At 64.6% G+C, this 26,447-nt stretch carries 30 protein-coding genes; 13 read left to right on the top strand and 17 right to left on the bottom strand.

Annotated features, from left to right (window positions below; all coding sequences use genetic code 11):
* Positions 1-79 precede the first annotated feature (79 nt).
* From B2585_RS09755 to B2585_RS09745, 3 genes are all read right to left on the bottom strand, one after another.
* The gene (locus tag B2585_RS09755) at positions 80-2,671 is read right to left on the bottom strand and encodes an HWE histidine kinase domain-containing protein (protein WP_292022456.1); all 2,592 of its coding nucleotides are present in this window, start codon (positions 2,669-2,671) and stop codon (positions 80-82) included.
* Positions 2,668-3,246, bottom strand: coding sequence for a hypothetical protein (locus tag B2585_RS09750; RefSeq protein ID WP_292022454.1), 579 nt, complete (start codon positions 3,244-3,246; stop codon positions 2,668-2,670). The genes B2585_RS09755 and B2585_RS09750 overlap by 4 nt, the downstream gene beginning before the upstream one ends.
* Positions 3,247-3,332: 86 nt before the next feature.
* Positions 3,333-3,890 (bottom strand): exopolysaccharide biosynthesis protein, encoded by a 558-nt coding sequence (locus tag B2585_RS09745; RefSeq protein ID WP_292022452.1) that lies wholly within the window; start codon positions 3,888-3,890, stop codon positions 3,333-3,335.
* Between the two features lie 149 nt (positions 3,891-4,039).
* On the opposite strand from B2585_RS09745, the gene B2585_RS09740 reads away from it, so the two are divergent.
* Complete coding sequence (locus tag B2585_RS09740) at positions 4,040-4,561, top strand: pyridoxamine 5'-phosphate oxidase family protein (protein WP_292022449.1); 522 nt, start codon at positions 4,040-4,042, stop codon at positions 4,559-4,561.
* Positions 4,562-4,580: 19 nt separating this feature from the next.
* Here the strand turns inward: B2585_RS09740 and B2585_RS09735 are convergent, their stop codons facing one another.
* Positions 4,581-5,156, bottom strand: a complete 576-nt coding sequence (locus tag B2585_RS09735; protein ID WP_292022447.1) for a hypothetical protein — start codon at positions 5,154-5,156, stop codon at positions 4,581-4,583.
* 86 nt (positions 5,157-5,242) lie between these two features.
* Positions 5,243-5,593 (bottom strand): hypothetical protein, encoded by a 351-nt coding sequence (locus B2585_RS09730; protein ID WP_292022445.1) that lies wholly within the window; start codon positions 5,591-5,593, stop codon positions 5,243-5,245.
* 115 nt (positions 5,594-5,708) lie between these two features.
* Between B2585_RS09730 and B2585_RS09725 the strand changes: the two genes are divergently transcribed.
* Entirely contained in the window at positions 5,709-6,104 is a 396-nt protein-coding gene (locus B2585_RS09725; protein WP_292022444.1) for a c-type cytochrome, read from the top strand.
* Between the two features lie 84 nt (positions 6,105-6,188).
* Here B2585_RS09725 and B2585_RS09720 read toward each other — a convergent pair whose 3' ends face one another.
* Positions 6,189-6,314 (bottom strand): hypothetical protein, encoded by a 126-nt coding sequence (locus tag B2585_RS09720; RefSeq protein WP_292022442.1) that lies wholly within the window; start codon positions 6,312-6,314, stop codon positions 6,189-6,191.
* 127 nt (positions 6,315-6,441) lie between these two features.
* On the opposite strand from B2585_RS09720, the gene B2585_RS09715 reads away from it, so the two are divergent.
* A complete protein-coding gene (locus B2585_RS09715) occupies positions 6,442-6,645 on the top strand; it encodes a dodecin family protein (RefSeq protein WP_292022441.1) in 204 nt (67 codons plus the stop codon).
* A gap of 62 nt (positions 6,646-6,707) precedes the next feature.
* On the opposite strand, the gene B2585_RS09710 is transcribed toward B2585_RS09715, so the two are convergent.
* From B2585_RS09710 to B2585_RS09675, 8 genes are all read right to left on the bottom strand, one after another.
* Positions 6,708-7,571 (bottom strand): hypothetical protein, encoded by an 864-nt coding sequence (locus B2585_RS09710; RefSeq protein WP_292022438.1) that lies wholly within the window; start codon positions 7,569-7,571, stop codon positions 6,708-6,710.
* A gap of 236 nt (positions 7,572-7,807) precedes the next feature.
* Complete coding sequence (parE, locus tag B2585_RS09705) at positions 7,808-9,757, bottom strand: DNA topoisomerase IV subunit B (protein ID WP_292022435.1); 1,950 nt, start codon at positions 9,755-9,757, stop codon at positions 7,808-7,810.
* Between the two features lie 540 nt (positions 9,758-10,297).
* On the bottom strand, positions 10,298-10,675 hold the full coding sequence (locus B2585_RS09700) for a type II toxin-antitoxin system death-on-curing family toxin (RefSeq protein ID WP_292022432.1): 378 nt from the start codon (positions 10,673-10,675) through the stop codon (positions 10,298-10,300).
* A complete protein-coding gene (locus B2585_RS09695; protein ID WP_292022430.1) occupies positions 10,672-10,920 on the bottom strand; it encodes a hypothetical protein in 249 nt (82 codons plus the stop codon). The genes B2585_RS09700 and B2585_RS09695 overlap by 4 nt, the downstream gene beginning before the upstream one ends.
* A gap of 50 nt (positions 10,921-10,970) precedes the next feature.
* Complete coding sequence (gene truA / locus B2585_RS09690; protein WP_292022429.1) at positions 10,971-11,744, bottom strand: tRNA pseudouridine(38-40) synthase TruA; 774 nt, start codon at positions 11,742-11,744, stop codon at positions 10,971-10,973.
* A complete protein-coding gene (locus B2585_RS09685) occupies positions 11,744-12,820 on the bottom strand; it encodes a 5-(carboxyamino)imidazole ribonucleotide synthase (protein WP_292022427.1) in 1,077 nt (358 codons plus the stop codon). The genes truA and B2585_RS09685 overlap by 1 nt, the downstream gene beginning before the upstream one ends.
* Positions 12,813-13,301: a 5-(carboxyamino)imidazole ribonucleotide mutase gene (purE, locus tag B2585_RS09680; RefSeq protein WP_292022425.1), complete on the bottom strand. Its 489-nt coding sequence runs from the start codon at positions 13,299-13,301 to the stop codon at positions 12,813-12,815. The genes B2585_RS09685 and purE overlap by 8 nt, the downstream gene beginning before the upstream one ends.
* Positions 13,302-13,345: 44 nt before the next feature.
* Positions 13,346-13,564: a YdcH family protein gene (locus tag B2585_RS09675; RefSeq protein ID WP_292022780.1), complete on the bottom strand. Its 219-nt coding sequence runs from the start codon at positions 13,562-13,564 to the stop codon at positions 13,346-13,348.
* A 177-nt stretch (positions 13,565-13,741) separates the two neighbouring features.
* Here B2585_RS09675 and B2585_RS09670 point away from each other — a divergent pair, with 177 nt between their 5' ends.
* The 3 genes from B2585_RS09670 to B2585_RS09660 all read left to right on the top strand — a co-directional run bounded on the left by B2585_RS09670 (position 13,742) and on the right by B2585_RS09660 (position 15,075).
* Entirely contained in the window at positions 13,742-14,155 is a 414-nt protein-coding gene (locus B2585_RS09670; RefSeq protein ID WP_292022423.1) for an Hsp20 family protein, read from the top strand.
* A 61-nt stretch (positions 14,156-14,216) separates the two neighbouring features.
* Entirely contained in the window at positions 14,217-14,444 is a 228-nt protein-coding gene (locus B2585_RS09665) for a DUF1150 family protein (RefSeq protein ID WP_292022422.1), read from the top strand.
* 154 nt (positions 14,445-14,598) lie between these two features.
* Positions 14,599-15,075, top strand: coding sequence for a hypothetical protein (locus B2585_RS09660; RefSeq protein ID WP_292022420.1), 477 nt, complete (start codon positions 14,599-14,601; stop codon positions 15,073-15,075).
* Positions 15,076-15,079: 4 nt separating this feature from the next.
* On the opposite strand, the gene B2585_RS09655 is transcribed toward B2585_RS09660, so the two are convergent.
* Positions 15,080-15,706 carry a hypothetical protein gene (locus B2585_RS09655; protein WP_292022418.1) on the bottom strand — a complete coding sequence of 209 codons (627 nt, stop codon included), beginning with the start codon at positions 15,704-15,706 and terminating at the stop codon, positions 15,080-15,082.
* A 135-nt stretch (positions 15,707-15,841) separates the two neighbouring features.
* On the opposite strand from B2585_RS09655, the gene B2585_RS09650 reads away from it, so the two are divergent.
* The gene (locus tag B2585_RS09650; RefSeq protein ID WP_339717958.1) at positions 15,842-16,303 is read left to right on the top strand and encodes a rhodanese-like domain-containing protein; all 462 of its coding nucleotides are present in this window, start codon (positions 15,842-15,844) and stop codon (positions 16,301-16,303) included.
* Between the two features lie 292 nt (positions 16,304-16,595).
* Here B2585_RS09650 and B2585_RS09645 read toward each other — a convergent pair whose 3' ends face one another.
* Positions 16,596-18,476 carry an AMP-binding protein gene (locus B2585_RS09645; RefSeq protein WP_292022416.1) on the bottom strand — a complete coding sequence of 627 codons (1,881 nt, stop codon included), beginning with the start codon at positions 18,474-18,476 and terminating at the stop codon, positions 16,596-16,598.
* A gap of 127 nt (positions 18,477-18,603) precedes the next feature.
* Here B2585_RS09645 and B2585_RS09640 point away from each other — a divergent pair, with 127 nt between their 5' ends.
* The 5 genes from B2585_RS09640 to B2585_RS09620 all read left to right on the top strand — a co-directional run bounded on the left by B2585_RS09640 (position 18,604) and on the right by B2585_RS09620 (position 23,674).
* Complete coding sequence (locus B2585_RS09640) at positions 18,604-19,482, top strand: LysR family transcriptional regulator (protein ID WP_292022415.1); 879 nt, start codon at positions 18,604-18,606, stop codon at positions 19,480-19,482.
* Between the two features lie 138 nt (positions 19,483-19,620).
* Positions 19,621-20,580, top strand: coding sequence for a TAXI family TRAP transporter solute-binding subunit (locus B2585_RS09635; RefSeq protein WP_292022413.1), 960 nt, complete (start codon positions 19,621-19,623; stop codon positions 20,578-20,580).
* A 28-nt stretch (positions 20,581-20,608) separates the two neighbouring features.
* Positions 20,609-22,552, top strand: a complete 1,944-nt coding sequence (locus B2585_RS09630) for a TRAP transporter permease (RefSeq protein WP_292022411.1) — start codon at positions 20,609-20,611, stop codon at positions 22,550-22,552.
* Entirely contained in the window at positions 22,549-23,175 is a 627-nt protein-coding gene (locus B2585_RS09625) for a 2-hydroxychromene-2-carboxylate isomerase (protein ID WP_292022409.1), read from the top strand. The genes B2585_RS09630 and B2585_RS09625 overlap by 4 nt, the downstream gene beginning before the upstream one ends.
* A 46-nt stretch (positions 23,176-23,221) precedes the next feature.
* Positions 23,222-23,674 carry a MaoC/PaaZ C-terminal domain-containing protein gene (locus tag B2585_RS09620; protein ID WP_292022407.1) on the top strand — a complete coding sequence of 151 codons (453 nt, stop codon included), beginning with the start codon at positions 23,222-23,224 and terminating at the stop codon, positions 23,672-23,674.
* 101 nt (positions 23,675-23,775) lie between these two features.
* On the opposite strand, the gene B2585_RS09615 is transcribed toward B2585_RS09620, so the two are convergent.
* Positions 23,776-25,488 carry a bifunctional sulfate adenylyltransferase/adenylylsulfate kinase gene (locus B2585_RS09615; protein ID WP_292022405.1) on the bottom strand — a complete coding sequence of 571 codons (1,713 nt, stop codon included), beginning with the start codon at positions 25,486-25,488 and terminating at the stop codon, positions 23,776-23,778.
* Positions 25,489-25,807: 319 nt separating this feature from the next.
* On the opposite strand from B2585_RS09615, the gene B2585_RS09610 reads away from it, so the two are divergent.
* Entirely contained in the window at positions 25,808-26,368 is a 561-nt protein-coding gene (locus B2585_RS09610; RefSeq protein ID WP_292022403.1) for a fasciclin domain-containing protein, read from the top strand.
* The last annotated feature ends 79 nt before the right edge of the window (positions 26,369-26,447 follow it).

Here is a 26,447-nt window from a genome sequence, read left to right as displayed (position 1 = left end):
CCCCGCGGTCCCCGCATGTCGAACCCTTGACGCTGGGCGCATTTGCCGTGCCGCGATGAACGAGGATTGTGGATGCTTCTCAATCGCCCTCCGCGGCCACGTTCGCGATGGCCTGAGCAAACGCCGCGCGCAGGGTTTCGTCGGAAAACGGTTTCTGGACGACCGGGCAGGGCGGGTAGGATTTCAGGAGTTCCGGCGCCTCGCCGTAGCCGGTCGACACCACGAAGGGCACGCCGTCGCGGGCGAGGCGTTCGGCCACGGGGACGGACTGTTCATCGCCCAGATTCACATCGAGGAGCGCGAAGTCGAACCTGTGGGTTTCGATCAGGTCGAGCGCCTCGCTGACCGAGGCGCTGATGCTGACGTCCTTCGCGCCGAAATCCTCAAGGATACCCTGCGCATCCATCGCGATGATGAGCGTGTCCTCGACGATGAGACCGCTGCCCGACAGGTGGAAACCTTCGGGCGCGACCGACTCGATGGTCGCCGTGGCGGGCGGCAGATCGTTGAGTTCGATGCGCGAGATGTGGCGCGCCGGAATCGCGAACTGCGCCTCGACCCCGCTCACGCGGTAGTCGATGGAGGCCGCGCCGCCCAGTTCGTGGGGGATCGACATTTCGATGATGGTGGAGCCGAAGCCGCGCCTTGCGGGGGCCTGAACCGGCGGGCCGCCGGATTCCTTCCAGTCGATCCCGATCCCGCCCGCGTCATCCTCGCGGATCGTGATCTCCACGCGGCCCGACTTGTCGCAGAGCGCGCCATATTTCATCGAGTTCGTTGCCATTTCGTGAACCACGAGGGCGACGTTCGTATAGGCGGTCGGCGACAGGAGAGCGTCGGGGCCGTCGATGATGACCCGGTCGGTCTTGGCCGCGGCATAGGCCTCGAACTCGCAGCGGATGAGCTCCTTCAGCGGGGCGGGTTCCCACCGGTCGCGGGTAAGCTGGTCATGGGCGCGGGCGAGCGACTGGATGCGCCCGTCGAGCCGGTTGGTGAAATCCGTGATCCCGCGCGCGTCCGATTTGGTCTGGGACACGAGCCCCTGCATCAGGTTGAGGATGTTGCGCACGCGGTGGTTCAGCTCGGAGATCAGCAACTCCTGCTGTTCCTGCGCACGCCGGCGTTCCTCGGCGGTGGCGTCTGTGACCTTGAGAAACACTTCCAGGAGCACGACGCGCAACTGATCGGCTGCGTGGCGGGCATGGTCCGACCAGGCCTCGGACCGGCCCTCGACGTCCTGTTGCCAGGTCTCGAAGCTCTTGCGCGGGGTCAGGCGGGTACCGTTCGGGCCGACCTCGGCGGGCTTGGTGGGGTCACCCGCCCAGTTCACCTTGCGCGCCACCGGTTCGCGGCACAGCACGAGGTAGTCGCGCGGGTGGCGTGAGACGGGAATGGCGAGGATGCCTGCCGTGCGGTCGGCAAAGGCCGAGGCCCCCGGAAGGACCGCGCCCAGTTCCTCGGTCGCGAAGGTTCCGGTGCCCGGCCCCCCGTCCAGCAGGCGCGCGATGTCCTCGAATTCTTCGGCGTTCGGCGTCGTCCCGTTCGCGCTGAAATTCCCGGCGTGATACAGGACTATGCCGTCATGGGGGATCACCTTGTCGATGTCCTCCGACAGCGAAAACAGGCTCTGGTCGAGCGCGAGGCCATCGGCCATATGCGCCATGATCCGGGTCTGTAGACGGGTCGTGTCTTCCTGCGCGCGCCCGCGCAGCATCGACTGGTACTGGCCCAGTTCGAAGGAAAACAGGTGGGCGAAGAGCTCCACCGCCGTGCGCCGCTCGTAGTCGATGTAGCGTGGCGAATTGTGGTGGCAGGCGAACAGCCCCCAAAGCTCGCCGTCCTTCATGATCGACACGGACATCGACGCCTCGATGCCCATATTGTGCAGGTATTCGATATGGATCGGCGACACGGCGCGCGTGACGGCCAGCGACAGGTCCACCGGCTTTCGGTCGTCGTCGAGTCCGGGGCGGATCACCGAGCCGGGGTCGTTCACATCCGCGATCAGGCGCAGGAGCGCCTTTTTGTAAAGGGCGCGCGCCTGCACGGGAATGTCGGAGGCGGGGAAGTTCAGCCCGTGATAGCGCGTCTCGCCATCCGCGCGGCTTTCGGCGATCACGCGGCCGGAATTGTCCGGCTGGAATTCATAGACCATCACGCTGTCGAACCCCGCGATGGTGCGCAGACCGTCGGCGGCGTTGCGGGCGAGGGTGCCCAGATCGTGCGTCGTGTCGATGCTGCGTATGAGGGGAAACACCTCGCTCATCACGTCGGAGGAACGCGGGCCGGCCTTGGGCTCGAACTCGAGGATGAAGTAGGTTCCGTTGTCGTGGAGCGACAGATCGAACAGCTTGCCGTTGTCGCGCAGGGCCACGCCGAAGAGCCTGAGTGCGATTTCGGAGATGTTCGAACGTGCCGCGCCTTCGCGGATGCGCTGGAGCGTCTCGGCGTCGATCAGGTCGCTCACCGGACGACCGATGATATCCGCGACGTCCAGTCCGAGGATTTCGCCAAGGTTTTCCGAGGCATGTCGCACCGTCCAGTCCGCCGACAGCGCCACGAGCGCACCGTAGGATTGCACCCGGCCAAGCAGGTGGATCGGCTCCCGGTCGCAGTTGGTCAGATCGACAGGCTCGTTCGGGTCGATGTGGTCGACGAGGCTTTCGGTCATGCCGGAACCCCGCGAAACGCAACCTCGGCGGCGCGCGCGAAAATCGCATAGCCCGCGCGGGTCTCGTCCGTCAGGATGCGTGCTTCGTCGCTGTCAGGGTCGATGGCGTCGAGCCGGGCGCAGATGGCTTGCCAGCCAGCGCGGCGGTCCTCTGCCGCGAAGAAACGGGGGAGGGTGGCTATGCCCGCATCCAGCGCCCGCTTCCGGATCACGGCGAGGCCCAGGTTGGAGCCGTAGACCAGATAGCCGACGGCGAGAGGCGACAGGCTTTGCGTCGGCACCAGCGCGGGCGGGGTCACGCCGCGCTCGGCGCAATCGGCGTCCAGCCGGTCGAGCAGCGCAGGGATCAGGCCGGCCATTTCGGGCAGCGGCGGCCCGCTGGCGGCCCGGTTCAGCGCGTCGAGCGCGCCGCGCTGGGCTGCCAGAAAGGCGGGCAGATGCGTAGCGGGGTCTTCAAGGAAAGGCGCAAAGCCGGCTTCCGATGTGTCGTGGTCGTGTCGTGTCGCGCGGCGCACGGCCTGGCGGAAGCCGCGGCCCTGTGGCTGCGACGCCGAAAGCAGTGAAGGTCGTGTCATGTCTGTTCAGATTATCCCACTCGTACTGTACCCGCTGACGAACCCCTCGTGGCCCGCAAAAGTTCCGACGCGAGTGAAGAAAGGTCTCACATCAGAAAATAATTTCCGACAGCGAAGGCGGTGGCGATGGCCGAGAGGCCGACGATGACGAGAAGCCCGTCACGCGTGACCATCGCAACGGCCAGGATGGAGACGGCAAAGCCGAGGATCGACGAGGTGAACGGGACAAGTTCGAGCACAGGCATCATCGCCCCGGCCGCAAGGCAGATCAGCTGCGGCACGATGAGCAGCGGTGGCTCCACCAGCGGACAGAGCCGTTCATGCGTGATGCGGTCGAGCCAGCGGGCGGGCGGGGTGAGCCAGTCGAGGCCCTTCGCGATCCGGTTCCTGTTGGCATGGCGCCGCATGATCCACTTCGGCAACCAGACGTGCCGGCGATGGGCGATCATCTGGAACGAGATGAGGGCGATGGACACGCCGCAGATCGTCGAGAAGAAGGGAATGCCGCTGGCCGGGGTCACCACGAGCAGGGCAGGCACCATCAAAAGCGGGCTGAAGGACGCGCGTCCGAGGGACTCGACCACATCGCGCACCGATACCTCCTCCTCACTCAAGGCACGGCGTGCCCGGTTGAGGATATTCACGATGCTCTCTGGCCGGGCATCGGAGGTGTGATGTGGTTCGGTTGTAGTCAAGGTCTGTCTCGTCGGGAGGCCAACGCCACCCGGGCCGGGTTGTTCCCTCAGGAACAGCCGCGCCGCACCGGCGTTGAGCGGTGGAAAGGAGACATATCATGTCAGAGATCAAGACGGCCAAATCCGAACCCGTCGACCTGTTCTGGGGCACCGCCGAAGACACGCGCTTCGGGATGCTCGGGTTCAAGGACGAGGACCAGCACCTTCAGCCGATGACCCATTTCGTGGATCGCGACCGGACGGCGCTGTGGTTCATGACCAGCCGCGACACCGACCTCGCCCGGACCGCCGGCGAAGGCTGGCAGACCAAGATGAGCGGTGACGGACCGGAGGTCTGGTTCACCATCGTCTCGAAGGGTCAGGACGTGCAGATCTGCGCCAAGGGCCGGCTCATCTACGACGATTCCGCCGAGATGAAAGAGGAACTCTGGAACCCCGTCGTCGGTGCCTGGTTCGAGGGCAAGGACGACCCGAACCTCGCGCTCTACCGCCTCGACCTTGAGGAAGCCGCGATCTGGGCCTCGACCGATTCCTCCTTCGCCTTCGCCTGGCAGATCGCCAAGGCGCAGCAGAAGGACAAGGAGCCGGAGGTCGGCACCCACACGGTCATCAATTTCTGAAGCGAGGGGGCGGCCCGGCTTACTGGAAAGGGTCGCCCTTTTTCGAATTGCCCCCGCCGTTCTGGGTAAACGGATCGGCGGGGGTGGTCACGGCATCGAGGTAGCTCTCGGTGCAGGCCACCACCTCCTGCATGGCGAGGTTGGTGCCCTTGAGCGAGAAATCCCCGAGTTCCGAGCCCTGATAGGTCCAGACCATGTGGATGGACCGCTGAAACTCACGCACGAAATTCCCCGCTGAATCCGAGGTGGCGGGGAAGATGTTGTACAGCCCGCGCCGGCCCTGAACCTCGGTCCCGTACATCGTGATGTCCCACGGGGCGCGGCGGTCGAAGCGCACGACGAGTTGGTAGTCGTCATCGACGACGATGGAGCTCCAGTTCTGGTTCAGCACCGCGATGCGCAGCCCGAGATCGTCGAAGGTGGTGTCCAGCCCGAAGAAGACGAAGCTGTCGTTTTCGTATTCCGCGATGGCCGCGCAGGCGCCGTATTCGGGGAAGAACTGAACGTCCCACCAGCCGACGCTTTTCCAATGGACGGTTCCCTGTGCCGCGGCCGGAGCGGCGGCGAGGGTCAGGGCTATGGCAAGGGCACGCATCTATCACTCCCGATCGAAATATCTTCCGATCAGGTTAGCAACAGATTTCCGAATCGCCAAACCCGCTGAACGGCGGGCGGACCGGTTCAGTTCAGCAGCTCGGAGACGATGCCGATCGCCTCCACCACCACCGCCGTATCGCGCATGATCCTGTACACTTCGTTATCGCGGCGCACGTAGAGCTGATCGGCGGGCAGCGTCGGCAGGCCGTAGGTCGTCGGCTGCTCTATCACGATGTAATTGTTGATGATTTGGACGTCGGGGCCATCATCCACGACCCCGGCGCGGCAGGCGTCGATCTTCTTGCAGTGGCCGGGCGGGATCTGTCCCACGCCCCAGCCGGTGCCGTTGTTGTTGCCGTTGGGCTTCGCGGCGGCCGGGGCGGCGAGGGCCGTGGCGCAGAGCGCGGCGAGCGCGGCTTTCGTGACAATATGCATCCTGTCGTCCTTTTCCTTTTCCCCTGTTTAACGCAGAGTGCAGCCCACAGGTTCAGCGGCCCTCCGCGCATGGCGGGGGATTGCCCATGAAACGGGACGGACGGGAGAAAACGATATGAGATCAATGCTTTGGCTGGCCCCTGTGGCGCTGCTCGTCGCGGGCTGCGAACTGGAGGAGACGGCGGACGGCGCCAAGTCGGGCGCGGACCTCTACGCCGATTACTGCGCGGCCTGTCACGGGCCGGGCGGCACCGGCGGGGTCGAGGTGGCGGGCAAGTCCACCCCGGACCTGACCCAGCTTGCCGCCCGGAATGGCGGCGTGTTTCCAATGACTTACGTCATGTCCACCATCGACGGTTACGCCCGTGACAACACCCACGGGCCGATGCCGCGCTTTGGCGATCTGATCGACAGCCCGGTGGTGACCTGGGTGGACGTGGACGGGACGCCGACCCCCACGCCACAGGCGCTGGTGCGGCTCGCGCAGTACCTCGAAGGCCTGCAAACCTAGGCGTTTGGGCGATGCACAGCGCGTACACCGCGTGTGCACACGCTGTACATACGATTGTGCATACGGGGGGCAGCGGGGCGCGGACTAGCGGGTCACGCGGGCCTCGGTCGTTTCGGCCTCCTGCGCGGTGGCGGGGATGCCGACCATCAGGCCGATGGCGCACAGGCCGAGGGTGAGGGTGAGGGCCGAGGCGGCGATGATGTCGGTCATGGGAGTCTCCTTCCAGGTGGTGTTTGAACACCAACGTCGGACAGGTGGCTTCGTGTTCCCGAGGGCATGGAACATGAGGCGGAGGGGGGATCGTTGGTCCGGTGAAGCGAAACGAAAGGAGGACATCATGTCCGTCGCAAGTGTGACAGAGATTTCCGCAACCTCGACCAAGAGCTTCGACGATGCCGTGGCCCAAGGCATCTCGCGCGCGTCCGATACGCTACGCAACGTAAAAGGCGCCTGGGTCAAGGAGAGCAAGGTCGATATCGAGGACGGTTCGATCAGCGCCTACAAGGTCAACATGCAGGTGACCTTCGAACTCGACAAATGAGGGACGCATGATCCCCGAAGAGATAGGCCGGGCGAGAGCCCGGCCTTTTCTTCACTGGTTCTTCACTGGGCGGAGAATACGCCAGATTCGCTGCCTTCGAACCTTTGACCCAGGACATTCGAAAACTCGTGATCTACGCCGATCGCCCCTACCACTCCTTCTCCATTATCTTGAATGGCCCCGTGAACCTCACCCTCAGTAGTAGCGCTTGCTGCAGCACCCACAAACAAGCCGTCATCTCTAATATCGGCATGAATACCGATGTTGTTTTCCAGGGCAGGGTAGGCCATGGATATCATTCCAAAAGGATCTTCGAGGTTCCGATTGAATATGCGGCCATTTATCTCCATGCTGTCGAAGTCGGCCATTAATTCAACATCGCCGTCGATATCCCGATTTGAAAGAATTGAACTCAATACCGTGCCTTGATATCCGCCGCTGAAAGTGGCGGTTGAACCAGTGGGCAAAGTCACGCCTGTCGTACCTGCAAAGGCCCCCACGTATCCGTCCCGCGGGTCCCTGATGTCAGCGGCAATCGTTTTTCCGTCATCTCCTTGGACGACTCTGATGAGAAGAAACCCATCAGTATAAACAGCAGGGGTAGAGCTGTTATGGCGTATCAGATCGACACCGTCTGGGTAGGCAGCAGTCTCGGCATTTTCGACCACAAGTGTCCCGTCTTTGTCCGTTATCGTGACCGCTTCGATCGGTCCGGTTCCGATGAGATTCCAACCGGACCCGCTCGTGCCCCCTGTCGTCGTTTGGCATCCGGAAAGTGCTGTAAACAAAAAACAAGAACTGATTAAAGCTAGCTGATCAAGCTTTATCAAATTCTGATTTCCTTCGTTCTCATGTTTCAATTCTTCGATGGAAAAAAATGAAAGGCTAACGTCTCGCGCATCCATCCCACCAAGAGTGATATTCACGGCATGGTGAATGCGAGTCAAGGTTTGTCGGCAATTTCTTCGCCGCTGAGTGAGCACAGGATCGGCGCCATAGCTGACGGGGCTACATTTTAGTGGAATGGCGAAGTCAGTCGCAGGACCGCGCAATCGGACGAATACGTCGCTTTGACTGGCGTATCGGGGTGGCCGAAAGAGAAGCTGTCACTTTGAAGGTGGCAGAAATACTCCCAAAGGACAATATCCTTTTGGACTTCTCCTCAAACATCCAACTCTTCAACGAACCGCGCGTTCTCCTGGATATACTGGAACCGCAGCTCGGGCTTCTTGCCCATGAGCCGTTCCACCAGATCGCCGGTTTCGCCCGGTTCGTCCTCGTCGATGGTCACGCGGATGAGTTTCCGGGTGTTGGGGTCCATCGTCGTATCCTTCAGGTCCTTCGCGTCCATCTCGCCCAGACCCTTGAAGCGCTGGACGTCGATCTTGCCCTTGCCGCCCAGACCTTTCTCCATCCAGATGTCCTTTTCGGCGTCGTCGGTGACGTAGAGCCGCTTGCCCCCCTGCGTGAGCCGGTAGAGCGGCGGGCAGGCGAGGTAGAGGTGGCCGTGGTCGATGAGCGGGCGCATCTGGCTGAAGAAGAACGTCATCAGCAGCGCCGCGATGTGGGCGCCGTCCACGTCCGCGTCGGTCATGATGATGACCTTGTCGTAACGCAGGTCGTCCACGTTGAACTTGGTCCCCATGCCCACGCCCAACGCCTGACAGAGATCGTTGATCTCCTGGTTCTGGCCGAGCTTGGAGCTGGCCGCGCCCAGCACGTTGAGGATCTTGCCGCGCAGGGGCAGGAGCGCCTGTGTCTTGCGGTCCCGGCCCATCTTGGCCGAGCCGCCCGCGCTGTCGCCCTCGACGAGGAAGATCTCGGTCCCGTCGCGGTTGGTAGCGGAGCAATCGACGAGCTTGCCGGGCAGGCGCAGCTTCTTGGTCGCCGTCTTGCGCTGCGTCTCCTTCTCCTGCCGCCGCCGCAGCCGCTCTTCGGCGCGCAGGACGAGGAAGTCGAGGATGGCGCCGGCGGATTTCGTGTCGGCGGCGAGCCAGTTGTCGAAGTGGTCGCGCACCGAGGACTCGACCAGCCGCGCGGCCTCGGTCGTCGCCAGCCTGTCCTTGGTCTGGCCCACGAATTCCGGCTCACGAATGAAACAGGAGACGAGCGCGCAGCCGCCCGAGGTCAGATCCTCGCGCGTGATCTGGTTCGCCTTCTTGTTGTTGGTCAGCTCGCCGTAAGCCCGGATGCCCTTGAGGATCGCAGCCCAGAAGCCCGCCTCATGCGTGCCGCCTTCGGGGGTCGGCACGGTGTTGCAGTAGGACTGGATGAACCCGTCGCGGGACGGGGTCCAATTGATCGCCCATTCGACCTTGCCCGGCGCCTTGAACCGCTCGAACGACACCGAGCCGGTGAAGGGGCGCTCGGCATAGGTGGTGGCGCCGGTCATGGTTTCAGCGAGGTAGTCGGCAAGGCCGCCGGGGAAGTGGAACGTCGCCTCGGTCGGGGTTTCGCCGTCTGGGATCGCGGTCTTCCAGCGGATCTCGACCCCCGAGAAGAGGTAGGCCTTGGAGCGCGCCATCTTGAACAGGCGCGCGGGCTTGAGCTTGAGCGAGCCGAAGATCTCCGGGTCCGGGTGGAAGGTGACGGTGGTGCCGCGCCGGTTGGGGGCCGCGCCGATCTTTTCCAGCTTGCCCTGCGGGATGCCGCGGGAGAACTCCATCGCGAAGAGTTCCTTGTTCTGGGCGACTTCCACGCGCAGGTGATCGGAGAGCGCGTTGACCACCGAGGAGCCGACGCCGTGCAGGCCGCCCGACGTCTCATAGCTGTCGCCCGAGAACTTGCCGCCCGCGTTGAGGGTGCAGAAGATGATCTCCACCGCCGTCTTGGACGGGTCCTTGGGGTGCGGGCCGACCGGGATGCCGCGCCCGTTGTCGCGGACCGAGACGTGGCCGTTCTCGTGCAGCTCGACCTCGATCCAGGTGGCGTGGCCCGCCACCGCCTCGTCCATCGAGTTGTCGATGATCTCGGCCACCATGTGGTGCAGCGCCCGGTCGTCCTTGCCGCCGATATACATGCCGGGGCGCAGGCGGACGTGCTCCATATCCTCGAGCACCTGGATCGAGGAGGCGTCGTAGGTGTTGGAGGGATTGGTCAGGAGGTCGCTCATGTGCCGCTGCTCTTTTTTGTCGGGGTTTTGCGGCATTATGTCAGGCAAGCGGGCCGGAAAAAAGCGCCGATGATGCGAATCGGTGTCGCGGGAATTCGGGCAGCGGGCGCGGCGCGGCGGACAGTATGGTTTACCTTACCTGAACAATGCGCGCCAAGCCGGGAGCATTGCGGCGAAATCGGGAATAACCGCGGCGGAAATAAGGACGAATTTGGGCAAACTTGCGCGTTTTCGTTGACCGCGGTGGGGCGCATTTGGCACAGTATCCGTGTCGCAGCGGCTGGCTTGGGGGCTGGCACGGACCGCGGCGGACGCATCCCGGATCTGGGGTGCACGACGATGGTCAGCGACGTTTCCCGCGTGAAACAGATCGCCCGAGCGCTCCCCAGGGCGCATGCCGGCCTTTGGTCAGGACCGGCGCGAGCGAGATGTGCGTGGACGAAAGACTGGTGAAGAGAGCATTTTGGCGTTCAGGGGTGTTCGCCGGGAAGCTCCAGGGGGAAAGGCCGGGGTAGGGGTGCCCCGGCCTTTTTCATTGCCTCACCGCGCCTTGGCGCGCAGCCAGTCGGCAAGGGCGTCTTCATGAACGCGGCCTTGGGCGACCTGGATGATGAGGTCACCGGTTTCTTCGGTGTGCCAGTCGAGTTCGATGCCGTTCAAAGTCAGGCAGACGTCCATTGCCTGATGCGCGGTGCGCTTGTTGCCATCGTTGAAGCAGTGCCCGGTGGCGATGACAGTCGCGTAGGCTGCGGCGAGCGCGAAGGCGTCCTCGATCATGCCATAGACAAGACGATTGTCGACACGGCCCAACGCACCGTCCAATGACTTGTCCCCGGCGCGGCCCGAAAGCTCACCCGGATTCAGCACCGTGTCGTGGATTGCATCGACAGTTTCGGGCGTCAGAAGGCGAAAGCTCATTTGTCCTTGAGGTAATCGAGCACGGGTTGGTTCACAGCCTTGCGGCTGCGGATAGCTTCCATCACCTCATCCATCGTCGCATGGCGCGGCTCGTCGTCCTGCACCATGCTTTCCGGCACGAGGTACCCGACGATCTTGGAGTTCTTGAAGATCGCCACGGGTTCGCCGCCCGCGCGGTCGAAAACCTTTTGCGGTTCCCGAAGCTCGGTCATCGTGCAGACGGTCTTTGCGTAGATACGGTTCATGGCTTGCGCTCCAAAGTGTGCATTTCAATGTACATTCTTTCGGGCAAAAATCAAGCCGGGGCGAACGGGTCCGCTGGGTAGCCGACCCGCGCGAGGTAGAGGCCTTCGGGCGGGCAGACCGGGCCACAGGCGGCGCGGTCGCGGGCTTCGAGGGCGGCGGTGACGTCGTCGGGGGTCCATGATCCGGCGCCGACGCGCTCCAGAGTGCCCACGAAACTGCGCACTTGATTGTGCAGAAAGCTGCGGGCGCGGACGTGGAAGCGGAACTCGGTCCCGCCGGGATAGGGCAGCGTCTCCACCCGTAATTCGTCCAGCGTCTTCACCGGGCTGTCAGCCTGACACATGGTCGAGCGGAAGGTCGTGAAATCGTGGTGGCCGATGAGGCGGTCGGCGCCGTCCTGCATCGCTTGTGCGTCGAGGTCGTGGGCCACGCGCCAGGCGTTGCCGCGATCATGGACGAGCGGTGCGCGGCGGGAGATGAGACGAAAGAGATACTGCCGCTCCACCGCCGAGAACCGGGCGTGGAAATCGTCGTCCACCAAGGCGCAATCGACGATGGCGACAGGGTCGGGCTTGAGGTGGAAGTTCAGCGCCTCGCTCAGGCGAAAGGGCGTCCAATCCTTTGCGAGGTCGCAATGCGCGACCTGTCCCAGTGCGTGCACGCCCGCATCGGTGCGTCCGGCTGCGGCGATGGATGGGACGTCCGGCTCCAGCTTGGCGAGCGCGGCTTCGACGGCGGCTTGCACAGATGGATGCTCCTTCTGCCGCTGCCAGCCGGAGAAGGGCCGCCCGTCGTATTCGATTTTCAGAGCGTAGCGGGGCATCAGCCAGCCGGGCCGGTGACCCGGTTCACATGGCCCATCTTGCGGCCCGGCCGCGCCTCGGCCTTGCCGTAGAGATGGATCGCGTTGGCGCTGTCCTGCGCCAGCTCCGGCACGCGGTTCACGTCGTCGCCGATGAGGTTGGTCATCACCACGTCGGCATGGCGCGACCCGTCGCCCAGCGGCCACCCCGCGATGGCGCGGATGTGCTGTTCGAACTGGTCGATGGCGCAGCCGTTCTGCGTCCAATGGCCGGAATTGTGCACGCGCGGGGCCACTTCATTCACCAAAAGACCCGTCGGAGTTACGAAAAGTTCAACTCCCATGACCCCGACGTAGTCCAGCTTTTCAAGCAGGCGGGCGGCAAGGCCATGCGCCTCCATCGCGACCTTGTCGCTGAGGCGCGAGGGGATGGTGGTGGTCGACAGGATGCCGTCCACATGCACGTTCTCGCCCGGCGCATAGCTCGCGAAGGCGCCGGTGAGCCCGCGCGCAGCGATGATCGAGACTTCGCACTCGAACTCCACGAACCCTTCGAGGATGGCGGGGGCGCCGTTCATATCGGCCAATGCACGTTTCGCGTCGCCCGGACGTTTCAGCCGGGCCTGCCCCTTGCCGTCATAGCCCAGCCGCCGGGTCTTGAGGATCGCGGGCGTGCCGATCTCCTTGATCGCCTCGGTCAGGTCCTTCTTGTCGTCCACCGCCGCGAAGGGCGCGACGCCAAGGCCCAGTTCGGCGATGAACGCTTTTTCCGTCAGCCGGTCCTGCGAGATGCGCAGCGCCTTGCGGCCGGGGCGGACGGGGGCGTGAGCCTCGACGATGTCGAGGGCGGAGGTCGGGATGTTCTCGAATTCATATGTGACGACATCGGCGGCCTTGGCGAAGGCGGTCAGGGCCGCGTCGTCGTCGTAGTCCGCCTTGTAGTGATAGTTCGCGACGTGGCTCGCTGGGCAGTCTCCGCCCGGCTCGAAGATCACCGTCTTGAAGCCGAGGCGGGCGGCGGCGACCGAGAGCATTCGGCCAAGCTGTCCGCCGCCGAGGATGCCGATCGTGGCGCCGGGGGCGAGGGGGTCAGTCATCTTGCGGCTCGTCTGGAATGGAGGCCGAGAGCGCCGCGCGCCACGCGTCGAGGCGTTCGGCGAGGGCCGGATCGGATGTGGCGAGGATGCCCGCGGCCATGAGGCCGGCATTCGCGGCCCCGGCTGCGCCGATGGCCATGGTGGCGACCGGGTAGCCCTTGGGCATCTGGACGATGGAATAGAGCGAGTCGACACCCGACAGCGCCTTGGTCTGGACCGGGACACCGATCACCGGCACGCGGGTCTTCGACGCCATCATGCCGGGCAGGTGGGCCGCGCCGCCCGCGCCCGCGATGATGACGGACAGACCGCGATCCACGGCGCTCTTGCCGTAGTCCCAAAGCCGGTCGGGCGTGCGGTGGGCCGAGACGATCCGCGCCTCGAAGGCCACGCCCAGTTCGTCGAGAATGTCGGCGGCAAGTTTCATCGTGGGCCAGTCCGACTGGCTCCCCATGATGATTCCCACTTTCACGTCGGTCATGCATGCCCTCCATCAGGAGTGGCCGTTATAGTCCCTTCAGGACCTCATGCAATGATGTCGGGGGTCAGCTCATCGTCGATGCGCGCGATCTTGTCCTTGAGCAGGAGTTTCTGCTTCTTCAGACGGCGGATCGTGAGCACATCGGCGCGGCCCTCCCCTTCGAGCGCGGTGATCGCCTCATCCAGATCGCGATGCTCGCGCCGCAAAACCTCGATTTCGACACGAAGCACGTCGTCATGCTTCATCTCGTAGGAATTGCTCATGGGTTTCGAGTCGTCCTTCATGTCGTGTTCAATCTACCGCCAAAGCGCCTTTTGGCAAAGCTTTATGCACGGGGCGGCCAGACTTGCGCGGGTCGTGCGCTGACCCCATATTGTGCGCGTGGGTTGCCGATGCGGGACCCACGGACCGACACATCGCTTCATGGCAAAGGACGTGTGATGACCAAGATGACGCAGGGGGCCCATCCCTATTTCCTGGGCTTCGATCAGCTCGAACGCATGATCGAACAGGCCGCCAAAAGCGGCACCGAGGGCTACCCTCCCTTCAACATCGAGCAGGTGAGCGACACCGCCTACCGGATTTCGCTGGCCGTGGCCGGGTTCTCGGAAGAGGACCTTTCGATCACGATCGAGGACCGCAAGCTCGTGGTGCGGGGGCGCCAGCCCAAGACCGACGAGACGCGGGTGTTCCTGCATCGCGGGATCGCGGGTCGTCAGTTCATGAAAAGCTTCGTTCTGGCCGATGGTGTGGAGGTGACGGGGGCACGGACCGAAAGCGGTCTGTTGCACATCGATCTCGAACGCACGCAGCCCGATCCGGTGGTTCAGACCATCCAGATCACGAAAGGCTGAGGGATCAAATTCCCGAATGGCCGCGTTGAACGGGAAACGCCTCACATGAAAGGAGTGCGTCATGGAAACGAATGAATACGTTATGACCGAGCCGGTGGACAACATCGTCTACGTCCGCGAAGTGGACGTCGACGAGCTCCCCGACGAAATCCGCGAGCAGGTCGAGGGTGACGGCAAGCTGTATGGCGTCCACTCGTCCGAAGGGGAGCGTCTGGCGCTTGTGGGCAACCGCAACCTCGCCTTCGCGCTCGCCCGGCAGAACGAGTTGTCGCCGGTCGCCGTCCACTGACGGCACGCAGAGATGGGCCGGGGCCGCGTGGCCCCGCCCGCCCAACCCCCTTTGACCTTCGGAAAACGCGTTTCGCGTGGTAGTCGTGGACACCGACCCTGTGCGCCCATGACGGTCCGCGTATCGAACCGGCCGGTGGGAACGGGGACATTCCATGAAATGGATACTGATTTGCGCACTCGCAGCCATCGTGCCGTGTGCGGCGTCGGCTGGTGAGCGCATCGCCGGCACCAACAGCTATATCGTGAAAGAGGACCGCTGGCCGATCGACTATGGCACCTACTGGCGGCAGGACAACGGCGGGACGTTCTCGGTGACCGAGGGTCCGCTGGAGGATGGCTTCGTGCAGTGCATCGGGGCCGGGTTCGGCACGGCGGGCGGGTCGCGGGGCGAAGGGATCTGCGTCTTCACCACCGGGGATTTTGCGCAGAGCATCGACACCTTCACCTGGGAATGGACCATCGTATCGACCGCGCAGAACGCGTGGAAGGTCATCGGGGCCACCGGCAAGTACGCAGGTATGCGCGGCTCCGGCACGGCGCGCACCCGGATTGGGTCGGAATTCCGCGCCAAGCGGTTCCGGATCACCGACTGGGAAGGCGAGATCGAGATGCCGCCCTTCCGCGACTGACCGTTCAGAGCGCGCTCCACCGACCCGACAGCCGGGCCGCCGCCCGGTTCGCGGCGTCCCGGTCCGGGCGCGATTGCAGTGCGCCGGGATCGGCGAGCGGGGTCATCTTGCCGCGAGCCTCGGGCACCGGGGTCAGGCCGGTGAGATGGGCCGAGATCCACACGTCGTCGGCAGGCCGGGCCGCCTCCGGTGGCGGCGGGATGGCGCGGGCCATCCGGGCCGGGATCAGCGCGCCCGCGAAACCCTGGAGCACCGTTCCCGGATAGCCGATCCGCCGCGCGTCCCATGTGGAGGCGGCGAGGGGGACATCTGGGGCCTGCGCGCGCGCCGTCAGGAAGGTCGCGGCCCACTCCGGGGCATAGAGCCAGTCGTCATCGCAGATCAGGATATCGCCGTCGAATCGCGCGGCGGCGGGCAGGAGCTTGCCCACGGGGCCGAGGTCCGTGTCGGTCTCGATCAGGGTCACGCCGAAGGGGATGGCGGGGAGCGGTGCCGGGTCGAACCGGGACCAATGCCTTGGGATCGTGAGGAAAACCGTCGCCGGAGCCGCCGTCTGCGCGGTCAGCGCCGCCAGCACGCGGGGAAGCGTGGGGAAGCGCGGCGGGATCGTGGTGAGCGAAATCGCGTACATGGGGCGAGCAGAACGGAAAACGCCCTCCACCGCAATCGTGGGGGCGGTGGTAATGAATAATAAACAATCGAATGCGTGAATGTTTTATGCTAGCCTGCCGGTCATCAAGAGTTTGTACGAAGCAGGGAGAGCGACATGCGGGGACTGACAGCGGCCATTCTGATGCTGGCGGCCGGGGCGGCCACAGCCGATCCGGTGGGGATCACGAAGGACATGATGAGCGTGACGGTGGAAACGCCGGGCGGCGCGGTCGAGATCATGCGCGAGCAGGACAACGACGCGGTGATCGAGGGCGATTTCGCCCGCATCGCGCGGCCCTGCCCGAACTTCTGCATCCAGCCGATGATCCCGGCGCCGGGCGTGACACCCATCGGGGAGCTGGAACTGCTCGGGTTCCTGAACGACCCCGACGTGGTGGTGATCGACGGACGGGTGCGCCCGGATTTCGAGGGCGGGGCGATCCCCGGCGCGGTCAACGTGCCCTACACCGAGGCCGCCGACCGGCTGGGCGAACTGGGCTGCGAGCCGGATTTCGACGGCTGGATCTGTGACGGCGAGGGGGTGAAGTCAGTCGCGCTCTATTGCAACGGCCCGTGATGCGGCCAATCCCCCACGGCGGCCCGGCGCATGATCGAGGCAGGCTTCCCGGCGGAGAAGGTGTTCTACTACCGCGCCGGGATGCAGGGCTGGCGGATGCTGGGGCTGACGGTGGAGTGAGGGCGGGTTGGCTCAAGACACGCGTCATGCCTGAGTTCCCGCTGTCGCCCGCAAACGGGCCACCTTACATTTAGGGCTGTGGTTCGACGGCAGGGAAAACCGTCAGGTCCAGGAACCCCGCCGATCCGGATATGACCTTCGATCTGACCCTGGCCGGTGCCACCTATGTCTTTCAGTGCGGAAAAGTCGTGTTCCGGCGCATTTCGATCTGAACGGGAAATCCGGATAACTCGGCGACAATCGCTTCTCGTAGAGCTTCGGTATCGGCGTGCGCGGCAAGCGTAATGGTCAGTTCGCGCCCGTCTGCCTTGTCGTTGCAGGTCAGTGCGAAGCCTTCGGCGCCGACGATGTTCTCTTCGATCAGGCGCCGGAACGCGAGTTCGGCCGCGCGTTCGCGCAACGTCGGTCGGAAGATCTTGCCGGTCGTCGTCAGCGGCAGGTCATCCATCTCGACGATCAGCACCGGGGTTGCCGCGCGCTCGGGCACTTGCCCCGCGGCAAAGTCCCTGAGCTGCGACTCGTCGAATTTCGCATCCGCCTTCAACTGCACGAAGGCCATGGGCAGCTCTCCCGCGTAGGCATCCGGCATGCCGACCGCCGCGCATTGCGCCACGTCCGGGTGCCGCGAAAGGGCCTCTTCAATCCCGGCCGGGTCGATGTTGTGACCACCCCGGATGATGACATCCTTGGCCCGGCCCGTGACGAAGACCGCACCATCGGCGCTGACATAGCCAAGGTCGCCTGTCTCGAACCAGTCCGACGGGTCGCGCGACCCGGCCTTTGGGTCGGCATAGCCGGGGCTGACGTTCGGTCCGCGAATGCACAGCGTGCCGGTTTCCTCCGGCTGAAGCCGGCGCCCCGCCGCCCCGAACGCGGCGATTTCACAAAAGGGCAGTGCCCAGCCGACCGAACCTGCGACCGAATTGCAGTGGCGCGGCGCAGCGCTGATCATTCCGGCTGCTTCGGTCATCCCGTAGATCGGCCTGACCGGCACGCCGGTCGCCGCTTCGAAACGGTCGATAAGGGCCTCGGGCATGAACGAGCCGCCACCGACATGAGCTTTCACGCCCCTGATCTCGTTTCGGTCGGGGTTCGTCGCAACCAGCGAGGTCAGGAACGTCGGCCCCCCGGACAACAGGGTCACGCGATAGCGCTCGACGATCTTCCAGAAGTCACGGACGAACGCCTTGTTCCGCATCCCGAACCGGGACGGCACGACCGTGTTCGCGCCGGCCGCGATGGCGCTTCCGCCAAGAACGAAGCTCCCCGCGACATGGAACAGGGGAAATCCGTTCAGCACGACGTCGTCTGGTCCGATTCCGAAGTAGAGCCCGCCGAACCAACTCACATGGACCTGGTTGCCATGGGTGTGTCGCACCAGTTTCGGCGCGCCGGTGGTGCCGCCGGTATGGAACCAGGCCGCAAGATCGTCGCGCGCCGGTTCGGGCAGGAGGGCGCCACCGGACGAAAGATGGAGCTCCGTGAACGGCACCGCACCCGGCGCAACCTCGGCCCCGACCGAAATCACCGTCTCGAGCGTCGGGACCATGTCGCGCAGGCGCTCCACCTTGTCCCAGACGTTGAGCGCTTCGCAGGGCGCCAGTGTGACGAGGATGCGCGCCCCGGTTTGTCTCAGGATTTCGGCAATGGAGTCCGGCGACAGCATGTAGTTGATCGGGCAGACACGCCCCGCGAGTTCGGCCGCGAACAGCGACACGAACGTTTCCGGCATCGCGGGCATCAACAGGGCCACAGTGGGGGTGTCGACCGATGCCAGCGCCCGGAACCCCGTGGCTACCAAATGGACCTGCTGTTGCAACTCGGCGAAGGAGAGGACCGATGCGACCTCGTCCGCCGTCCCCTCTTCGAGATAGGTCAGGGCCGGTCGGTCCGGAAACAGCCGCGCGGCGCGGTCGATCAGGCCGGGCACCGATTGAACCGGCACGACATTTTCATAGGCCATGCCCTCGATCTCGCGCAGCTGCGCCGGGTCGCGGATCGGTTCGCGGTACCCCGCGCCGTGGGCCGGATCGGCGCCAGCGGCCTTGTCCATGTTCGATGTCAACGCCTCGGGACCTCCGTACATCTTCCCGTCGCAGGATACCGGGGGCGGACATTTGGACTAGACAAACTCCCAGAACCATAGGTTCCAATGATGGAACACATTGGGGGGCCGTGCCATGACGTCCGATATCGACCTGAACGCGATGATGCTGTTCTACCGAACCTACAACGCGGGCAGCATCAACCGCGCCGCGGCCGAGATGGACATGCCGAAGTCGACGATCAGCCGGAAGCTGCGGGCGCTCGAACGGCAATTCGGTGCGACGCTTCTCAGGCGCGGCACCCGCCGGCTCAGCCTGACCGAGATCGGCACGGCGGTTCATGCCCGGTGCGAGATCATCGCCGCCGAGCTCGAGGACGCCAACTTTCAGGCTGCGGAAATGCAAGGCGGAATGCGCGGCGCGCTCAGACTGAGCATGCCCGTTTTCCTGATGAGCTGGAGCGGCCCGATGCTGTCGGCCTTCGCCGAGGAAAACCCCGGCCTGCGGCTGGAGATCGAAGCGCACAATCGCTGGGTCGACCTGACCGAGGAAGCCTTCGACATCGCGATCCATTTCGGCGAACCCCGCGAAACGTTCCAGCCGACACGGCGCCTCGCATGGCTTGACCGGCACCTCTATGCCGCGCCCGCCTACCTCGACCGGTACGGCACACCCGAAAGCGTGGCCGATCTGAGGGACCACGAGATCGTCATGCACTACTACCAGAAACGCGACGCGGTCTGGCCCCCGGACATGGACATCAGCCGCCCGCGAGCGGTCGTGAACAGCGCGGATGTGGTGCATGGCATGGTGCGCGACGGGCTGGGGATCGGACTGTTGCCGGACTTCCTGTGCCGCAGCAGCGTCGCGGCGGGCGAGCTTGTTGCGCTCGACGTGGGGTGGCGCGCGCCGTCGCTGATGCTCAGTGCCACCTATCTTGAGAGACGCTATGCGACACGCAAATCGAAGCTCTTTCTCGACCGGATTTCAGTGTTCCTGAAGGAGCACGCCTGATGCCGAGTGTTCCGAATTTCGAACATCTTGTTCGACGGCAGCTTCTATGCACCCCGCCGCCGCGTCCGGCATGCTGAGTGATGGAGGAAACCGGCGCAGCCCACAAGCGCGGGACCTTGACCAACCTGGAGGAGACCCATGAAGACACTGTTTTACGCAGCCGCGCTGTCCGCCGGAATGGCGGCCTCACCGCTCGCCGCCCAGATGATCGCCGTCGGCACTGCAAGCCCCGGCACGCTGTTCCACTCGTCGGCCTCGGCCGTAACCAAGGTCATCAACGAAGAGGCGGGCATCCGCGCGACGTTGCAGCCGTTCGCGAGCGCCAACGTCTATATCCCCGCCGTGAGCGAGGGCGACATCGACCTTGGCGTCGGGACGGTGCACGAGGTCAACGTGGCCATTCAGGGAACCGAACACTTCAGCGACCGCCCGCAGCCCGGCCTGCGCGCCGTTGGCGTGATGTTTCCCCTGCGCTTCGCGATTTTCGTGCGTGAGGACTCGGACATCGAAAGCCTCGCCGACCTCGCGGGCCGGTCGCTGCCGGGCAGCTACAGCAGCCAGCAGATCGCCGTCACGATGATGGACGCGATCTATGCGGCCAGCGATCTTTCAAAAGACGACGTGGACCTCGTGCCCGTGGCAAATACGGTTGCCGGGGCGAACGATTTTGCGACCGGCAAGGTCGACGCCTTCTTCTTCGCCGTTGGCGCGGCCAAGGTCAGTGAAGTGGATGCGGCCGTTGGCGGTGTGCGCGCTCTGCCCTTCGAGGCTTCGGACGAGAACCTCGCCGCGATGCGCGAACACCTGCCCCAGGGCTACTTCCTCGAAGTCGCGCCGGGCGGCAACAACGTCGGCATCATGGAGCCCACGCAGATCATGGCCTTCGACGCCATCACCTTTGCCAGCGCCGAGACGTCTGAGGATACGATCTACGAGGTCACGAAAGGGCTGCACGAGAACAAGGATGCCCTCGCCGCCGCGTTCCCCGCCTTCCGCGCCTTCGCCCCCGATGCGATGTACAAGGACCTCGCGCCGGTCGAGTATCACCCGGGTGCGGTGAGGTATTTCGAGGAAATCGGCCTGTCGATCGCGAACTGATCCGCGCACGGCACGGCAGTAAACGGACATGACGACGGCATTGGACCCCGAGGCGACTGACACCCCGGTTCTGAAAGGCCCCGCGCGGCGCATCGTCGCCGCCTTGGGCATCCTTTTGACAGCCGGATCCGTCGCCTGGGGGGCGGACCTGTTCCGCAGTGTCGGTGTTCTGATCGTCGCGCAGCAATTCGTGGCCGGTATGCTCGCGATTTCGCTGCTTCTGGCCTTCGTGGCCCTACCCCTGCGGCGGGGGGCGCGTAGAAGCTCCCCGCCGTGGTATGACATCATCCTCGGGCTCGTGGGTTTCGCGGCCGGTGCCTACCTCGCGGTGCGCATTCCCGACCTTGTCGATCTGGTGCTGATGCGCCCGCCCGATGGTGTCGCCGCCGGCCTCGTGGTGATCGTCCTGACGATCGAAGCCCTGCGCCGCTCATCCGGCTGGGCGCTTCCGGCGATCATCGTCGTCTTCTTGCTCTATGGTCTGTTCGGCGACCTCGTGCCCGGCATACTCGAAGGCCGTGGCTCGGATATCGAGCGGCTGGCCGCCGTCATCGCGATCGACCTGAACGGTATGCTCGGCCTGCCGATTATCGTCGCCTGCACGGTGGTGATCGCCTACCTCCTCTTCGGTGCGCTTCTGAGCGTCACGGGCGGGGCGCAGTTCCTGTCGGATCTGTCGCTGGCCCTGATGGGCCGGTTCCGCGGCGGCTCGGCCAAGATCGCGGTCGTCGCCTCATCCCTATTCGGCACAATCTCGGGCAGCGCCGTGGCGAATGTGGTGGCCTCCGGCGTGGTCACCATCCCGTGGATGAAGCGCGCCGGGTATTCCCCGGCCCGGGCCGGCGGGATCGAGGCTGTCGCCTCGACCGGCGGCCAGTTGATGCCCCCGGTGATGGGCGCGTCGGCGTTCCTGATCGCCGAGTTTCTGCAGATCACCTATGCCGAGGTCCTGCTCGCCGCACTCGTGCCGGCGCTGCTGTATTACGTTGCGCTCTTCTTCGTCGTGGACCTCGACGCCGGCAAGTCCGGCATCGCGGCGGTCCCGGCCTCTGAACTGCCGCGCCTCGGCAAGGTATTGAAGGACGGCTGGCATTTCCTGCTGCCCTTCGTCGTCCTCGTGATGGGCCTGTTCCGGTTCAACTGGCAACCGCAGATGGCCGCGGTCTGGGCCATCGTCACCCTGCTGGTGGTGGCGTTCGCCTTTGGCTACCAAGGCAAGCGCCCGACGTTCACCGCGGTGCGTCGTGGCCTTGTGTCGACGGGCATGTCGGCGCTCGACATCGTGCTGATCTGCGCCGGCGCGGGCATCGTGATCGGCGTTCTGTCGCTGTCCGGCCTCGGGTTCAACCTGACGCTCGCCCTGGTCGCAGTCGGCGGCGACAGCCTCTTGCTGCTGCTGCTGATCGCCGGGGCCGTCTGCATCGTGCTCGGCATGGGCCTTCCGACTGTCGGTGTCTATGTCTTGCTCGCCGCGCTCGTCGCACCTGCGTTGATCGAGGTCGGCGTCAAACCGATCGCGGCGCATCTCTTCGTGATGTATTTCGGGCTTCTGTCGTTCCTCACGCCGCCCGTGGCGGTCGCCGCCTATGCCGCCGCCTCGATCGCGCGGGCTGAGCCCATCGCAACCGCGCTCGCCTCCATGCGCTATGGATGGACCGCCTATATCGTGCCCTTCCTCTTCGTGTTCTCTCCGGCCCTCGTGCTTCAGGGCACCGTCGCCGAAAGCGCGCTTGCCGCCACGACGGCGGTCGCCGGTGTGTTCCTCGGCTCGGTCGCGATGACCGGTTATCTGGTGCGCCCGCTCGCGCCATTTCGCCGGGCCGTTATCGGGTTGAGCGGGCTGATGGCGCTCGTCCCCGCCGGTGCTTTCGAGGGGGCATACCTCACCGATCTCGCCGGTGTCGCGCTTGGCGCGGGACTTGTGGCCTACGAACTGTTGTTCGGGCGTGCGCAGCCGGTGCATCAACCATGACCGGGGATGCGGGGGCTGAGCCGGTCGTCCACTTCTACTTCGATTTCATCTCGCCCTTCGGTTATCTGGCGAGTTTGCGGATCGACGAACTGGCCGCCCGTCACGGCTACCGCACCCAATGGCACTCGTTTCTCACGGGCGTGACGATCATGAAGGTGATGGGCCTGCCCCCGGTGCCGAAAACGCCACTGAAAAGCGCCTATGCGCAACGCGACGCGCGCCGCTATTGCAGGCGCCACGGCATCGAACTCGGCCGCGCGTTCGGGCAGGAGCCGGCGAACCCGCTACCGGCGGGGCGGATCTTTCATTGGCTGCGGGCGCACCGGCCGGACACGGCGAAACCGGTCGCCCGGAACCTGTTTCACGCTTACTGGATCGAGGATCGCGACATCGGCGATCTGGATGTCGCGTTGGGCTGCGCACAGGCGGGTGGGGCAGACATCGCCGACCTGCGCGCCGCACTCGACGATGGCAGCGCCGCCGCGCTGTTGCGCGAAGCAACCGACGACGCGGTCGCGAAAGGCGTGTTCGGCTCACCGTTCTTCCGTGTCGGAGACGAGCCGTTCTTCGGCGTCGAAAAGATGGAGCTTCTCGAAGAGTGGCTCCAGCAGGGACCATGGTAGAGGCACCGGACCTGCCGCCGCGACATTCACGACTGAAAGGCACCGCATGACACCGATCTATTTCGAAGACCTGTCGGTCGGCGGCCTCTGGCATAGCGGCGAGATCGAAATGGATGAGGCGAAAATGATCGCCTATGCGCAGGAATTCGATCCACAGTCGATGCACATCGATCCCGTGGCCGCAGCCGAGGGACCGCATGGAACGATCATCGCGTCTGGGATGATGATCATGGCGCTGACGTTGAAGCTGTTCATCGAGGCGGGCGGCTACGGCGGCAATCCCACGATGGGCCTTGGAACTGATGAGGTGCGGTGGAGCGCGGTCGTGCGTCCAGGCGACCGACTGACCGCACACCGGGAGACGACGGCGCTTCGCCGCTCGCGTTCCAATCCCCGCAAGGGCCTGGTGACAACGCGCATCTGGATGACCAACCAGAAAGACGAGACAGTGTTCAGCATGGTTTCGACCGCCATGATCGCCGCACGGACGGATGGTTGATCCGGCCACCGGCCTGAACGCGCTTTCCGGCATGTGTGCCCACAAAAAAACCGGGACCCACAGGCCCCGGTTTCCAATCTTCCTGACATGAACCGCAGAGATTACTGCCCCGCGATCAGGCCCATGCTTTCGAGCTTCAGGATCACCTGATGCGCGCAGTTGTCGACGTCGACGTTCTCGGTCTCGACGCGCAGTTCCGGGTCGGCGGGGACGTCGTAGGGGTCGGAGATCCCGGTGAACTCCTTGATCTTGCCTTCGCGGGCCAGCTTGTAGAGCCCCTTGCGGTCGCGGCGTTCGCATTCCTCGATGGAGGTGGCGACGTGGACCTCGACAAAGGCGCCGAACTGTTCCACGTCCTCGCGCACCGCGCGGCGGGTGGCCGCGTAGGGGGCGATGGGGGCGCAGATGGCGATGCCACCGTTCTTGGTGATCTCGCTCGCCACATAGCCGATGCGGCGGATGTTGAGGTCGCGGTGCTCTTTCGAGAAGCCAAGCTCCGACGACAGGTTCTTGCGCACGATGTCACCGTCAAGCAGCGTCACGGGGCGGCCGCCCATCTCCATCAGCTTGACCATAAGCGCGTTGGCGATGGTCGATTTCCCGGAGCCGGAGAAGCCGGTGAAGAACACGGTGAAGCCCTGCTGCGAGCGCGGCGGGCGCGTGCGGCGCAGTTCCTTGACCACTTCGGGGAAGGAGAACCACTCGGGGATTTCCAGACCTTCCTGCAGGCGGCGGCGCAGTTCGGTGCCGGAGATGTTGAGGATGGTGACGTCATCCTTGTCCTCGATCTCGTCGGCGGGTTCGTACTGGGCGCGTTCCTGCACATAGACCATGTGCTTGAAGTCCACCATTTCGACGCCGATTTCATCCTGATGCTCGCGGAAGAGGTCCTGGGCATCGTAGGGGCCGTAGAAATCCTCGCCCGCCGAGTTCTTGCCGGGGCCCGCGTGGTCGCGGCCGACGATGAGGTGGGTCACGCCGTGGTTGCGGCGGATGAGCCCGTGCCAGACGGCCTCACGCGGGCCGGCCATGCGCATGGCGAGGTTGAGGAGCGACATGGTCGTGGTGGACTGCGGGTACTTGTCCAGCACCGCCTCGTAGCAGCGCACGCGGGTGAAGTGGTCGACGTCGCCCGGCTTGGTCAGGCCCACGACCGGGTGGATCAGCAGGTTGGCCTGCGCTTCCTTGGCGGCGCGGAAGGTCAGTTCCTGGTGCGCGCGATGGAGCGGGTTGCGGGTCTGGAAGGCCACGACGCGGCGCCAGCCCATCTTGCGGAAGAAGGCGCGCAGCTCGTTGGGCGTGTCGCGACGGGCGCGGAAGTCGTAATGCACCGGCTGCTGGATGCCCGTCACGGGGCCGCCGAGATAGACCTTGCCCGCGTGGTTGTGCAGGTAGTTCACCGCCGGGTGGGCGCTGTCGTCGGCGCCAAAGACCTTCTCGGCCTCGCGCGCCTTGTTGGGCACCCAGTTGTCGGTGACGGTCATGGTGGCGAGGATCACGCCCTCCTGATCGCGCAGCGCGATGTCCTGACCTTCGGTGAGGTTGGCCGCGAAATCCTCGGACACGTCGAGCGTGATCGGGATCGGCCAGAGCGTGCCGTCGGCCATGCGCATGTTCTCGACCACGCCGTCGTAGTCGGCTTCGGACAGGAAGCCCTTGAGCGGGTTGAAGCCGCCGTTCATCAGGAGTTCGAGGTCGCAGATCTGGCGCGGGGTGAGGTCCCACGAGACGAGATCGCCGGCCTCCACCTTCAGTTTCTGGGCGCTTTCGTAGGAAACATAAAGCTCGGGAATGGGGGCGAGGTTGGGCAACATGTCGCGACGGCCTTTTCGTGTTGTAATCGGGACCTCGGAATACGGTCGGGGGCATGTATCCCCGCGCGGGCCCGGTTGGCAACCCGTGGGGCAGGGCAGGCGAAAAGAAGAGCGACGTCCCGCGATGCTGCGTTGCAGCGAAACCGCGTTCTGCCCGGAGCGACGGCGATGGGCCGGATTTATCCTTCCCGAAGGATAAGAGAAATCGAGTCCCGCTTATCACGCAGGCGTGAACCTTGTGGTGAAACTACCGGCCATCCGCCACCCGTACCTTCAGTGTTCGATAGCAAATCGCATCAACTGACAAGGAGGACATACAATGTTCAAGACGACTGTAGCCGCTGCGGCCCTCGCCGCTCTCACCGTGCCCGCTTTCGCTGCCAGCCATGAAGGCGGCAACCCGATGGTGGGCGGCGCCGAGATGCCGGCAGACCAGAACATCGTGGAAAACGCGGTGAACTCCGAAGATCACACCACGCTCGTCGCGGCCGTCAAGGCGGCCGGCCTCGTGGAGACGCTCTCGGGCGAAGGCCCGTTCACCGTTTTCGCGCCGACCAACGCGGCGTTCGAGAAGCTCCCGGACGGCACGGTCGATGACCTGCTGAAGCCGGAGAACAAGGAAATGCTCACCAACGTGCTGACCTGCCATGTGGTCGCGGCCAACGCCATGTCGGACGCCATCATGGGTATGGTCGACGATGACGGCGGCACGCACCCGGTCGACACCGTGGGCCCGTGCACGCTGAGCGTCACCTACGAAGGTGACGACATCATGATCGAAGACGAAAACGGCAACGTGGCCAACGTCACCATCGCCGACGTCAAGCAGTCGAACGGCGTGATCCACGTCATCGACACCGTGCTTCTGCCCGCGCAGTAAGCGGACCGATCAGCTCACTGTATCTGAGCGAGAGCCGCCCGGGCCATGTCCGGGCGGCTTTTTCCTGCGCGGTCGGCTA

Source organism: Maritimibacter sp. UBA3975, from assembly GCF_002384975.1.
In the GTDB taxonomy this organism is placed as follows: Bacteria; Pseudomonadota; Alphaproteobacteria; order Rhodobacterales; family Rhodobacteraceae; genus Maritimibacter.
Note: the sequence above shows the minus strand (reverse complement) of the source record. Positions and strands in the feature narration are given on the sequence as shown.

Bases quoted from the DNA above. Each gene is read 5' to 3' on its own strand.
- B2585_RS09630 (WP_292022411.1), top strand. From the start codon at position 20,609: ATGACGACGGCATTGGACCCCGAGGCGACTGACACCCCGGTTCTGAAA.
- B2585_RS09660 (WP_292022420.1), top strand. From the start codon at position 14,599: ATGAAATGGATACTGATTTGCGCACTCGCAGCCATCGTGCCGTGTGCG.
- B2585_RS09655 (WP_292022418.1), bottom strand. From the start codon at position 15,706: ATGTACGCGATTTCGCTCACCACGATCCCGCCGCGCTTCCCCACGCTT.
- B2585_RS09750 (WP_292022454.1), bottom strand. From the start codon at position 3,246: ATGACACGACCTTCACTGCTTTCGGCGTCGCAGCCACAGGGCCGCGGC.
- B2585_RS09685 (WP_292022427.1), bottom strand. From the start codon at position 12,820: ATGACTGACCCCCTCGCCCCCGGCGCCACGATCGGCATCCTCGGCGGC.
- B2585_RS09725 (WP_292022444.1), top strand. From the start codon at position 5,709: ATGAGATCAATGCTTTGGCTGGCCCCTGTGGCGCTGCTCGTCGCGGGC.
- B2585_RS09735 (WP_292022447.1), bottom strand. From the start codon at position 5,156: ATGCGTGCCCTTGCCATAGCCCTGACCCTCGCCGCCGCTCCGGCCGCG.
- B2585_RS09615 (WP_292022405.1), bottom strand. From the start codon at position 25,488: ATGTTGCCCAACCTCGCCCCCATTCCCGAGCTTTATGTTTCCTACGAA.
- B2585_RS09635 (WP_292022413.1), top strand. From the start codon at position 19,621: ATGAAGACACTGTTTTACGCAGCCGCGCTGTCCGCCGGAATGGCGGCC.
- B2585_RS09650 (WP_339717958.1), top strand. From the start codon at position 15,842: ATGCGGGGACTGACAGCGGCCATTCTGATGCTGGCGGCCGGGGCGGCC.
- truA (WP_292022429.1), bottom strand. From the start codon at position 11,744: ATGCCCCGCTACGCTCTGAAAATCGAATACGACGGGCGGCCCTTCTCC.
- purE (WP_292022425.1), bottom strand. From the start codon at position 13,301: ATGACCGACGTGAAAGTGGGAATCATCATGGGGAGCCAGTCGGACTGG.
- B2585_RS09610 (WP_292022403.1), top strand. From the start codon at position 25,808: ATGTTCAAGACGACTGTAGCCGCTGCGGCCCTCGCCGCTCTCACCGTG.
- B2585_RS09700 (WP_292022432.1), bottom strand. From the start codon at position 10,675: ATGAGCTTTCGCCTTCTGACGCCCGAAACTGTCGATGCAATCCACGAC.
- B2585_RS09695 (WP_292022430.1), bottom strand. From the start codon at position 10,920: ATGAACCGTATCTACGCAAAGACCGTCTGCACGATGACCGAGCTTCGG.
- B2585_RS09730 (WP_292022445.1), bottom strand. From the start codon at position 5,593: ATGCATATTGTCACGAAAGCCGCGCTCGCCGCGCTCTGCGCCACGGCC.
- B2585_RS09675 (WP_292022780.1), bottom strand. From the start codon at position 13,564: ATGAGCAATTCCTACGAGATGAAGCATGACGACGTGCTTCGTGTCGAA.
- B2585_RS09640 (WP_292022415.1), top strand. From the start codon at position 18,604: ATGACGTCCGATATCGACCTGAACGCGATGATGCTGTTCTACCGAACC.
- B2585_RS09625 (WP_292022409.1), top strand. From the start codon at position 22,549: ATGACCGGGGATGCGGGGGCTGAGCCGGTCGTCCACTTCTACTTCGAT.
- parE (WP_292022435.1), bottom strand. From the start codon at position 9,757: ATGAGCGACCTCCTGACCAATCCCTCCAACACCTACGACGCCTCCTCG.
- B2585_RS09620 (WP_292022407.1), top strand. From the start codon at position 23,222: ATGACACCGATCTATTTCGAAGACCTGTCGGTCGGCGGCCTCTGGCAT.
- B2585_RS09670 (WP_292022423.1), top strand. From the start codon at position 13,742: ATGACCAAGATGACGCAGGGGGCCCATCCCTATTTCCTGGGCTTCGAT.
- B2585_RS09720 (WP_292022442.1), bottom strand. From the start codon at position 6,314: ATGACCGACATCATCGCCGCCTCGGCCCTCACCCTCACCCTCGGCCTG.
- B2585_RS09665 (WP_292022422.1), top strand. From the start codon at position 14,217: ATGGAAACGAATGAATACGTTATGACCGAGCCGGTGGACAACATCGTC.
- B2585_RS09755 (WP_292022456.1), bottom strand. From the start codon at position 2,671: ATGACCGAAAGCCTCGTCGACCACATCGACCCGAACGAGCCTGTCGAT.
- B2585_RS09740 (WP_292022449.1), top strand. From the start codon at position 4,040: ATGTCAGAGATCAAGACGGCCAAATCCGAACCCGTCGACCTGTTCTGG.
- B2585_RS09645 (WP_292022416.1), bottom strand. From the start codon at position 18,476: ATGGACAAGGCCGCTGGCGCCGATCCGGCCCACGGCGCGGGGTACCGC.
- B2585_RS09715 (WP_292022441.1), top strand. From the start codon at position 6,442: ATGTCCGTCGCAAGTGTGACAGAGATTTCCGCAACCTCGACCAAGAGC.